At 40.4% G+C, this 11947-nt stretch carries 6 protein-coding genes; 2 read left to right on the top strand and 4 right to left on the bottom strand.

Annotated elements, in window-relative coordinates:
• Position 1: 1 nt before the first annotated feature.
• The 4 genes from G7Y56_RS15625 to G7Y56_RS15640 form a co-directional block, all read right to left on the bottom strand.
• A complete protein-coding gene (locus G7Y56_RS15625) occupies positions 2 to 559 on the bottom strand; it encodes a hypothetical protein (RefSeq protein ID WP_165044880.1) in 558 nt (185 codons plus the stop codon).
• 23 nt (positions 560 to 582) lie between these two features.
• Entirely contained in the window at positions 583 to 1491 is a 909-nt protein-coding gene (locus tag G7Y56_RS15630; protein ID WP_165044882.1) for a hypothetical protein, read from the bottom strand.
• Positions 1488 to 1904, bottom strand: coding sequence for a hypothetical protein (locus G7Y56_RS15635; protein WP_165044966.1), 417 nt, complete (start codon positions 1902 to 1904; stop codon positions 1488 to 1490). Before G7Y56_RS15635 ends, G7Y56_RS15630 begins: the two co-directional genes overlap by 4 nt.
• A gap of 82 nt (positions 1905 to 1986) precedes the next feature.
• The gene (locus G7Y56_RS15640; RefSeq protein ID WP_165044968.1) at positions 1987 to 2382 is read right to left on the bottom strand and encodes a hypothetical protein; all 396 of its coding nucleotides are present in this window, start codon (positions 2380 to 2382) and stop codon (positions 1987 to 1989) included.
• 908 nt (positions 2383 to 3290) lie between these two features.
• Between G7Y56_RS15640 and G7Y56_RS15645 the strand changes: the two genes are divergently transcribed.
• Both G7Y56_RS15645 and G7Y56_RS15650 read left to right on the top strand, forming a co-directional pair.
• Entirely contained in the window at positions 3291 to 6269 is a 2979-nt protein-coding gene (locus G7Y56_RS15645; protein ID WP_165044970.1) for a T9SS type A sorting domain-containing protein, read from the top strand.
• 103 nt (positions 6270 to 6372) lie between these two features.
• Positions 6373 to 11947, top strand: a 5575-nt coding sequence (locus tag G7Y56_RS15650; RefSeq protein ID WP_304487072.1) for a SpvB/TcaC N-terminal domain-containing protein, incomplete at its 3' end; no start/stop codon positions are given.

Raw genomic sequence — 11947 nt, forward strand, 5'->3', positions numbered from 1 at the left:
TTTATTCGTATTCAAAATCTGCTAATTCCGCTATCCGGTTATAGTATTTATCATAAATGGGATTAAATATATTTTGATAAAAGTCTGTATATCCTCCATCCTTGTTCATAAAATATTCAGGGAGCTTTCCATACCCGTCTGACATTTCCTTTTCAGCTAATTCACAGGCCATTTCCATTATAGTGGAGTTGATATTGTCTTTGATTTCCTGCGTATTCTCTTTTTTATTCCATTCTAATACATAGGCAATAAAAAAGAGAATATCTGAATATCGCTCTTCTTCTATTTCGAAACCGGTTTTACGACATATAGAATCATCGTCAATACCATCAGCATAGATTCTCACTCCTCCCTCATCAAGGTATACATCCGTAATTGAGATAAAATAAATGTCTTTACTTCCGGATAATAGGGTCGTCAATGGGTATTCGTCATCATCTTCTTCTTTTTTGAACGTTATGCGTCCGTTATGTTCTGTGATAGCTTTTATAATCAAAGTTTTCATCTTTCCTCTGATTATTTCTTCTTTGCTCTTCAGCATGTAATATTCTTCTTTCATATAATTCTTTATTTATTGATTAATCATTTATTGCTTATCAGTCCGTTACCTAACCAATACATATTTCCGTTAATTTTCCCATCAATGAGTGCTACTACTGCATACATATACCATCGGGCGTTGCACATACTATGATGCTGTGCATATCGGACAATATGGTATCTCTTACCCATATAGTCGAAGTGCATCAGAAAAGCTGTTTTGAAATCGCCTTTATCTTCGCGGCTGACTCTAATACCATCCTCAATAAGATTATCTGGATCTATATTGTGATAATAATTATAGTTCCAGTTTAAATTATCGATATTACATAGATTATCGGGCTTAACTTCTTCCAGGAAGTGTACGAGTTCGGGTTTACCGACAGTGGGAAGATGTTCGTGCCTTATAGTATTCCAATGTTTTTCACAAGCCTGATCGAATGTTGGAAAGCCATCGGGAAACCTTGTCCGGTCATTCCCTGTACGGTAATATTCTATCCAATCCGAATTGCAAATAACAATTTCAATTTCTTTAGGAACAGAATGTTCGGGTTCAGCATAACCATATGGTCCGCCACTGAGAAACATCCAATCTCCACACTCGGTATCATATCCGAGCCAGTTGGCTTTCTCATTTTCAGGTTTTGCCTGCCATATTTCCCGGCAAAAGCCTACATCGGCGGAATGGTATCTGACCAGTATTTCTTTTTGTTTCATATTTTTACTTGTATTTGGGTAGGGTTTATATACACTAAAAAGCTTACATCCGTTTTGGCGTTCGTGCCGGATAGTCTGCTGGCATAGTTGTTTGACAATTCTCATATCCTTGATACGCAGAACTTCAAACCTATAAAAATCTTCATCACAATTATTACACTGGAATGTATAACCTTTGATTCGTGATTTGACTACAGGGCGTCCACAGTGCGGACAGAAACGACGGGTTTTCATAATGTCTTATTTAAATTTCCCCAGATATTATAACCTTCCTTCGTTTGTCCTGAAGGATTTCCCAGTGCATCCTGTACTTTGCCTTCCCCATTGATATTAAATTTCGAATGAGACTGACCAAAACCTGTACCACTTCTATCCATAATAATAGTTCCTCCACCCTTGAGTATAAGTAAAGCCAAAGAAATTATTATTTCATTTTTAACGCCTTCACTTGGAACAGAAACAAAAGCAAGGGTATCGGCACTAGGGATTATTTCATAATTTACAGGAAGCCCTGCTTTTTTGGCATCTTCCAAATAGATTCCTGTTGATGACTTTCTGTTGTCAACACCAAAGCCAATAAAAGCATTGGCATAATTGGCTTTGCCCTGATCTTTTCCGGTTTTATCAATTGATAGTGTAAATCCCATTTGTGTGTATATTTTAATGACTGTTTATTATTTAAATTTATCCCCAAAACCATCAGTTCCGGAGCATTTATAATTTATCGTCCTAAAAATCTCTGATATTAAATATTTTCTGTAGATAAGTTTCAACTTTTTCATTAGTCGGTTCAAACCAATCTTTGACATTTAATTCAGTATTTATTTTAAACACAGTTTTCATTTCGCTCAACAACACCGACTGAACTTCATGGCTCATCTGTCTATCTATAAGAATGTTTACTTTAATAGTGTTTCTACCGGCAGAATACCTTTGTGGAAATTGTCTGGTAATATTTCTTACCCTCGCTTTAGAGACACTATCAATGTAAGAGATTGTAATAATGGTTTTATTATACTCTTGTGTAGTCTTTATATTAAAGTAAATCTTTGGAAAAAAGACTTTTAATTCTTTACTAATGTCTTTTACTAATGTTCTGGTTTTGACAGGAATTAAAATACTCATACGCTTAATTTTTTTAAATTAATATTATGAATACCTGCATAAACAACAAGTATTCGGTTATTCTAAGGCAGACAAAGCATGAGACGTCCCGCAGATGCAAGGTTTTTGTACTAAATACCAGCCTCGCGGATAGCGAGGTTTGGAGATTTAGTGCAAAACCAAGGGCCTGACCTTGCATCTGCGAATTGGACGCGAAATAGCTTGCCGAAAGAATAACCGAATACTTATTATTTATATCTCCTCTTATTTAAATCAGGAAGATTGCAAAGAAGGATATAAATAAATTTATTTTAGCCTGACTTTTATATTACTTACCATCTATTAATTCCTTTATTCAGATTGCAGAAATCTATAGCTACATTTTCTCAACATTCTGATTAGAAGTTTATCTCAATATTTAAAATCAGTAAAAATCTATATGTATCATTATACTGTATAAAAATGGGTTAAACAATGTATATTTTTGCAACTCTGTTTTACTGATAAACATCATTACCTATTCTCTACTTCTTTTCATATACAATAAATGTTATTTAATTAAATTTAACCAAAATATATTAATTACTATAATTGATATTTAAATAAAGCATATATATTTGCGTCTGATAAACACGTATTAATTTTTAAATCATACTGATATAAAAAACGTACATACAAGACTATAGGCTATTATTAAAACAAACAGAGTAAAGCACAACGTAAAATTCTATTATTTTCAAAATAAACAAAAAATAACAATCGGAAGGCAATTCAAGAAATTGGCTGTGGCTTATATTTCTCTGCATTTAACCTTCTTATGAGATGTTCCCTGAAACTTCCCCGGGTTAGCTATTGCCTGAAGTTTCATGTTCTGCTTTTTAAATTATCTATACTAGAAGTACAAACTACCAATAATTATTACTTTTTTTATGAAGAAACGATTTACGCATTTACTTCTCCTGTCACTATGTACAGGAAGCCTCTTTGCGCAGTCGCCCGGAGGCGTGGGCAGTCCCGAACTCTGGTTTCAGGCAAGGCCTACAGGCACAGACCTGAACGGCACTTACCGCTGGCAGGATTTCAGCGGCGATTCGCTGCGTCTGAATGTATACAGCGACCAGGGAGCCGCCCTCGGGGATGAGTTTACCAACAGTTCCGTCCGTTTTTATAACGGTAACCCCGCTTTGAGCATGAACAAATCGCTGGACACCAAAACAAGGGAGGTACGCCTGAAACGCACCAACCTGTCCCAGGCAACCATTGTCGGCCTATTCGCACCCAATGCCAACTTCGACAAGGAAATGATTCTCTACGGAATAAACGGCCGTCCCGGACAAGGTGTACTGGTCACCACCGATAAAATCATACCGAGCATTGAAAGCGGCAAAAGTAAATTCGATTACGGACAATCCGAAGGCATGGATTTGATGTATTCATCGGGCGATGCCGAATCAAGTGTTAATGACTTTCGGGTTAAATCCATGCGGATAGCCGCCTATTACCGCAGCATACCTCCCGCCACTAGCATCTGGGGTGAAAAAGATATAGCTACGTTAAGCTTAGGCAGCACCTACACTAAAACCAACGTTAATTATAACTCGACCTTTTCGTTAACCAGTAGTGAGAACAAAGCTTTCACAGGTTATATACCCGAACTGATCGCCTACAACCGCCTGCTTACACCCATAGAAAGGCGTAGGGTCGATTCCTATCTGGCTATCAAATATGCTTTGTCACTCCCTGTTTCCTATATCGGAAGCAATGAAGAACTCCTTTGGGACTATGCAGCTAATCCTGCATACAATAACCGGATTACAGCTATTTACAGGGATAAGAGCAGCGGGCTTTACCAATATGAATCAGGCACAAGCTATGAAGAACTAACCAATTACTCCGACCAGAACGATTACTTCTACAACAGCAGCCCTTATAACCGCTCGTCGGCTTCCCGCCTGCTTGTTTTAGGCCGTCAGGATGCCAGTCCGTTAAAAGACAACAATTACCTTTTCTGGGGAGATAATAATGCCGCTATTACGATTAAAGAGATAGAAGGCAAACTGGGATATAAAATAATGAGCCGCCAGTGGCTTGTAAAAACCAATATAACCGCTACTACACCAGCCGAAAGGACGCTTGCCTGGCAGCAATACGACCTTGTTATCAGCACAAACGGGTTTAAATCGTCTGTAACAAAGTCCTCCACAACTACAGCACAGGGAGTAGCCTATACCGCTACCCCTTTACTGGATTCGGACGGCTATCTGGGACTAAGCGGATTCTCTATCAGTGGCGATTTCTATATTAAATTCGGTTCGAATCAAAGCATTCTTTCAAATGGCAGCCATGATTACGGCTATTACATCACTACATCGGGAAGTGTATATCCGATCATACAAGGGGTAGTATCTGCGAACTCTGTACTTTCGGTGGTATTGGCCTCAAAGATAGAAATGGAGAAACGCGGTAATATCGTTTTCCTGCGTGTCAATGGAACCAGACAGGCTAAGACTGAAATTACGATTGCCGCTTCAGATATGAATAAGCCTTACTATGGAGCTATCAGTATGTTGAAAGGCGGCAGCGACAGTAAAATAGGAGAACTGCGCCACGGAGGGTTTACCGATACGGGTAATAAGATCGAACTTTCTTACGCATCGACCCGTGCTGCTGAATTCAAAGACAATAACAAGGGACGCAGCTTTCTGGTTATCGACCGTTCGGGATCAGGGAGCATTGATGTGAATACAGCTGAAATTATCGAAGTAGATGAAGTCGATATTACACGTCAAAAAGCTGTTTTTAATAATGTATTCCTGAATACAGGGGATGAGTTTACCTTTATGTACCGTGAATCTGATATTGCCGGAGAAATAGAAGTAACCGATCCTACTTGCAATCAGACTGACGGAAAAATAAAAATCAGGCTGACTTCCGGAAATCCGGCATTTAACTATACCCTGACTGATGTAAATACAGGGCAGATTGTCAAATCAGGCAAAGAGTTCGATTACACCATTGAGATAAATGGACTCTCGGGAGGAACTTACGATCTGGCAATCACCGAAGCCGGAGGCTTTAACTTCCAGAATATCGATGCCACTATTAAACCTACCCGTGCCAAAACGACGAACTGTTTACCTGTTATGGACGGGGCTCTGGAATGGACCATCTCCAATCTGACAGATTCGTATATGATCGGTTACACCACCTTTGTCGAGGATGTGAATAATACCAAGAATATCATTCATTACGGATTGAAGAAACAGGGTGCAAACCTGTATATAGTAACCAACGGAAAAGTAGCCACATCTGTTCTTACTTCGGTTGCCGTAGGCGATGTGATTCGTATTGAAAAAACGATGAGCGGCCTTAAATACAAGAAGAATGCTACTCAGATCGCCACTGGCAGTATTTCATGGCTCGATTACCTTTTGAAATTTTATGGACTGATCGATACCAGCTTTGGTCCTGCCGAAATCTTCAATGTAACAGCCACGGGCTTCTTCGACCTTGCCGATTATAAGTGGGCAAGAACGGACAACCTGACCATCGGGCAATCCAACAACTCTTCCATTATCTACAGGGTGACGCTGGAAGATCCGTGTAACGGAGATCCGCAGGGAGACTCGGAGCAAACTGTACAACCTCAGGCGGAAAGCGATAATATGACCGTTTTCTACAAGAATGCAGGGGATACAAGATCAGTGACAGCCCGTGTAACATTCGCTGAACCCGAAGTAGTGACTTTTACAGCTTACAATATGACGGGAGTACTTATTAAGAAGGTGAACCTTCCGACCCCCCGTGTATTGCAGGAAGCCGATTTTGACTTCACCCAATCCGGTGTGTATATTATCAAGGCTATAACTACCACCGGGGAATTCAGTAAGAAAGTGATAGTTAAATAAGGTCTCAGACCTTTTTATTGCTTTGGCTGGGTGAATCAACTATAGTTAGTTATAACATTAAAATGTCGCATTAAATACTTTGTATTACTTAATAAGTAGACCTATGAAACAAAGAAAGAAACAATATATACTCATCGGCACACTCATAGCGTGTGCCGGGATATTGGGAGCGGTGACCTTCTCTCAAAAAAGCCCACAGGAATATGCTTCTGTTCCGGCTGAAAATAAGACCGGTCAGATAACGGCAACAGCCGCAGGTAATCCTGTGTATGTACAACCTTCGGATTCTGTTCAACAAGGAAAAGAAGCCACAACGAAAACAGCCGTGATTCAATACCTTTCTACTAATAAAGAAGGTATTATCGGCAGTTATGCGGGAAAACAACTCGACAATCCTTCGGATAATATTTTCACTGTCAGTTTAGATCAGGCATTTTCTGAAAATGACAAAGTATGGTTAAGCTACGAACTGGAAGGCGTATCTGATTATACCAGTGTACCAAAAAGCATTAACGACCGCTTGGCAACAGGCGGTTATCTGGTAAAACTATCGGATAAACCGGCTTTGCAAAGAGAACAATTGAACCCCGGATGGCTCAAAAAAGGAGACAACCAAATTCAGTTTAGTTTGCCCGAGAATGCGCAGTACGGATACAAGGTAAAGAACCTGTCCATCGAGGTGGAAAAAGGAGCGAACCAATCGCCGCTGATCGTAAACGCTACGCAAACGAGCTATGATAATAAAGCCTATGTACATGGTTTTATTCAGGACAAAAATATAGCCGGCTCTAAAATCTATGTCGACGGAAAACAAATAAATGCTTCCAATGGCGAGTTTGAAACCGTTGTTCCGTTAAATGCAAACAGAACAGTAAACGTAAAAGCCATACTGGCAAACGGCAAAGAAGTAAGTAAAGAAATCAGCTTTACAAACGGTGCTTCTGCCGATATAGAGTATGCGATGAATAACAATACCAAACAAACTTCCAAAACCTTCCAAAAAGGTATTGCGGAAGATTTGAAACTCGAAACAGCTCTGTTGAATGTGGATTCGAAAGCCCTTCTGGCAACTAAAGATATTTCGATCACTACATTAAGGCATATCGACCTTCCTGCTTTGGATATGGCTATGAGCAATGTGACAGCTTCGCATAAAGGGTATCGTTTCCTTCCTCATGGCGAACATTTTGCAGAGGGAGCCAAAGTAACTATCAAGTACGACCGCACCAAGCTACCGAGCGGCTATACAGAGGATGATATCAAAACTTACTATTTCGACCTCGATACAAAACACTGGGTAGCATTAAAACGTGATACGATCGATAAGAAGAATCAATTGATCGTATCGACAACCACCCACTTTACGGATATGATAAACGGAGTGATTCAAACACCCGAATCTCCCGAAACGCAAGGTTTTGCCCCGACTATGATGAATGACATCAAAGCGGCAGACCCTACGGCAAAAGTACAGGTAATCGCACCTCCTGCGGCTAATAACAGAGGTTCGGCAGGATTGAGCTACGGTTTTGAGATGCCTCCGGCACGTAACGGTATGCAACCGAGTCTGGGTATTCAATACAACTCCGATGGTGGAGCAGGATGGTTAGGTGAAGGATGGGATTTAAGCACTCCTTCTATATCGGTAGATACCCGCTGGGGTGTACCTCGCTATGACGATGCGAAAGAAACCGAGACTTATTCGATGGGTGGAAGTATGCTTATGACGATGGACGATGCGGGCGAAAGCTCCGTAGCACATCGTGGAGATAAGATCAACCGCAAGGCAGACCGTCAGTTTTATCCGAGAAACGAAGGCAGCTTCTCGAAGATCATTCGTAAAGGCAGCACTCCTGCCGATTATACATGGGAAGTAACCGATAAGTCGGGAACTAAATATACATACGGTACAGTACTTAAAGGTTCTGCAAAAACATTAAGCGGCAATAAGGATGTAATTGTAGAATGGAAACTGTCTCGTGTGGAAGAATTGCACGGCGATTATATCGAATATATTTATGAAACGGTAGACGAAACCGTTAAAGGTAGTCTGACTGCCAAAGCTATTTACCTGAAAGAGGTAAGAGCCGGTAATAAAGGAAATGAACCGCATACGGTGGTTACTTTAACAAGTACTACCCAGAAAGATAAGAAAACCAATTCGGCAAGATACGGTTTCCTTACTTCAAGCAATAAGTTACTGAATAAAGTGGATATTGCTTTTGAGGGTCAAACGCTCAGAAGTTATACGTTTGCTTATAAGGCAGGTGCTTTTAATACCAATATATTGGATAAGGTGACGCATCTGGATGCTTACGGCGCCGAGTTTGCTTCACATACAATGGAGTATTATGATGATGTGGATTCGAAAAACGGGTACAAGCCATTTAAGAGTGATGCTGAGACGTGGAAGTTACATGATGATGGCATTGATGCCGGGTTTATTAATCCGGTATCAAATCTGGGTGTTCCCGGATTCAGTGATAAGGCGAGTGCATTAGGTGGTAGTGTCACTACCGCAACAAGTGCCTCTTTTTATGCAGGTGTTGGTCCTTTTAATGGTGATTTAGCCACTAAAAGTATGACTGTCGGAGGTAGTTACAGTTATTCCAGCAGTACAACAAAAGGTCTGTCAACATTGGTCGATATTGACGGAGACGGACTACCGGATAAAGTTTATCAAAAAGGCAGTTCTGTTTATTACAGACCTAATGTTTCTCAAAAAACAGATTCGGAAACCAAATATGGTGATGAAATAAAAATAAACGGAATTTCAAAATTTGCAGAAACTAAGTCCTCGACCAATGGAGGAGGAGCAAAAGTCAACCCCGGATATTTAAAGTTAACAGCTGTGGCAGGTGTCGATAAGAGCAGTACAACCTCTAAAACTACAGTCTATTTATCGGATATAAATAATGACGGTCTGGTAGACCTTGTTCTGAATGGAAAAGTTTATTTCAACCACATTGAGAAAGATAACAATGGCAAGCTGATTCCTACTTTTACACTAAGTAGTGGAGACACCCCCAGTCCGATGATGGCAGGAGGTATTATAGATGATTCCGATACACAGATCGATCCCCAGGAGCAGGAAGAGTTGGTTCAAAACTCACCGATGTTAGATGCCGTTAGAGTTTGGGAAGCACCATTTAACGGAACTATCAAGATCGAAGGAAATGTTCAGTTACAGTCGCCACAAGCAGGCTATGACGAAGAGGAATATGAAAAAGCGGATGGTGTACGAGTAGCCATTCAGGTTGGAAGTAACGAGAGATGGTATAAATCTATAGCTAAAGGGGACTTCAATTCTTATCAGGCAACAGTAGGTAGTATAAGTGTAACCAAAGGACAGAAAGTATATTTCCGTCTGCAATCAGGAGCAGACCGTATGTCCAACGGAGCTTTTGATGAAGTGATGTGGTCGCCGGTTATTACTTATATAGACCGAACTAACCAGATTAATCCGAATAGTCAGGGTACGGCTGTTTACAAAGCATCAGAAGGATATGTATACAGTGAGGATAACACGCTTCGATTGAACAGTCCGGTGAATGTACTGGTAAAAGGTGCATTCGAAAAGCCTGTTACTTCCGATAATGTAACTCTACGTGTATTATTGTCAAACGATAAAATATTAGATGATGGAAGTAACAACCCCTCTTATACGGAATCAGTCGTTTATACCAAAAACTTTGCATGGGACGAAACACATACGGGAGAGCTATCCTTCAATATAAATAATGCAATTAACGGAGTGAATCTGAAATTTGAAATAGCTTCTCAAACAAATGTAGCATTAGAGAATATTAAGTGGAATCCTGTTGCTGAATATAATGTTGCAGGTAATACTATTAAGAGCCGGGCTACCGTATCTTACCAGTCTTATGCAAGTCATGTGATGGAAGGGCAGCCTTATAATCTTGCAGTGAATGGCAATCTGAAAATAGAGCCGAAATTCTCGGGTCTTCCAGCAATAGCCGATCTTTCCATCAATGGAAAACTATTGATGGCAGTAAAGAATATTACAGGATTAGTTTTAAAACAAGAAGTAACAATCACTAATGGTATAATTGCCCCAAGCTCAATAATAAATTCGCTTGCAGCACAAGCAGGAACAATTTGGGTGGAATATTATGTAATTGATAAACAACTTTTAAGTAAATTAGGAAATCCTTCTGCAATTATCACAGTTAACGGATCAAGCTCAACTATTGCCATTAATACCTTTACAACAAGAGATTATGATGGATTTGGTATAACAAACCGTGGTTGGGGGCAGTTTGTCTATAATTCCAACAACGGGCGTTATGGAAATCCTATCGCAGAGAATATGCTGAAATTACCCGAAAGTGAAAATGATACGATGGATCCTGTCTCAACGGCATTCCTTCCGATGTCTATCAATCAGAATGATACTATTCAGCAGAAATGGTCAGGGCAGAATCAAGGAGCTTTCATTGCAGGAAATATAATCAGTAGTTCCCGTTTAGGAGAGCAAAATGTTGTCCTGACAAACCCACTTTCAACCATAGGGGGTGGACAGTCGACAGGTGGTAGTTGCATACCCGGTTCCGGAGCATTTGGAGTAATACAAGAAACCAAAAGCAGCAGTATAGCCGGGATGGTGGGTGTAATGGGTATCACTACCAGTACGTCAAGCGGAGAGAGTAAAACTCTTACATCTTTTGCCGATATGAATGGAGACGGTTATCCCGACATCATTACTTCTAACCAAATACAGTTTACTAATGCAAAAGGAGGTTTTGACGGAGAAGTTATAAGTGGAATAGGTAATCATAAGAGTAAGAGCTCATCAAAAAGTGCCGGTTACGGAGGTAATCCTGTACATGCTTCTTCAAACGTTACAGCTTCAGCTAAGTACCTGAGTAATCCTTCCGAAATGAAAAAATATAAAGACGGCCTACAACAGAAAAAAGACGCTCGGACTGCAAACCAGTCGGCAGAACAAGCTAAATTACAGGTTACGCCGGCAGGTTCTATCGAAGTACCATGGAATGAAGATGAAGCGGTAGAGACTTTTATGGATGTCAACGGAGACGGTTTACCCGATAAGATTCTTTCTAATAAACAAGTACAGTTAAATATGGGTTATGGATTTTCCCAAGCTGTTGACTGGGATCTAAATTCAATCAATTCAGGTAAGAGTATATCCATCAATGCAGGGGCAAGCCTCGGATTTGATTTCGGAGGATCGAGTATTTCTGCAGGTTTTGGTTTGGCAACAACATTTAATGACACAAATTACGCTCTGATGGATGTGGATTCTGACGGGCTAGCAGATAAAGTATGGAAAGAGGGAAACTCAATACTGGTTGCATTCAATACCGGTAATGGATTTACCGGGGCTATTCCATGGCAAGGTATGGGCGATATAAGTAAATCGGCCAGTACATCAGAGTCGTTGAATGCATCATTTACAACAAGTTTCCCTATTCCTATTCCTTTTGCACCACTAAAGGTTTCTATTAATCCGGGGCTTAGTGTATCCAAAAGTATGAGCCGCACTCAATTTGACCTACGTGATGTTGATGGCGACGGTTTCCCCGAAATCGTCTCATCCGACGAAGATGGCAAGATGACGGTTTACCGATCCACGATAGCCCGTACCAACAAACTGAAATCCGTAAACAATCCATTAGGCGGCAGCTTTACCGTAG

Origin of the sequence: Dysgonomonas sp. ZJ709 (assembly GCF_011039195.1) — a bacterium.
Classification (GTDB): domain Bacteria; phylum Bacteroidota; class Bacteroidia; order Bacteroidales; family Dysgonomonadaceae; genus Dysgonomonas.

What these genes read in the sequence shown, in the direction of transcription:
- G7Y56_RS15630 (WP_165044882.1), bottom strand. Translation starts at nt 1,491, where the DNA reads ATGAAAACCCGTCGTTTCTGTCCGCACTGTGGACGCCCTGTAGTCAAA.
- G7Y56_RS15625 (WP_165044880.1), bottom strand. Translation starts at nt 559, where the DNA reads ATGAAAGAAGAATATTACATGCTGAAGAGCAAAGAAGAAATAATCAGA.
- G7Y56_RS15635 (WP_165044966.1), bottom strand. Translation starts at nt 1,904, where the DNA reads ATGGGATTTACACTATCAATTGATAAAACCGGAAAAGATCAGGGCAAA.
- G7Y56_RS15640 (WP_165044968.1), bottom strand. Translation starts at nt 2,382, where the DNA reads ATGAGTATTTTAATTCCTGTCAAAACCAGAACATTAGTAAAAGACATT.
- G7Y56_RS15645 (WP_165044970.1), top strand. Translation starts at nt 3,291, where the DNA reads ATGAAGAAACGATTTACGCATTTACTTCTCCTGTCACTATGTACAGGA.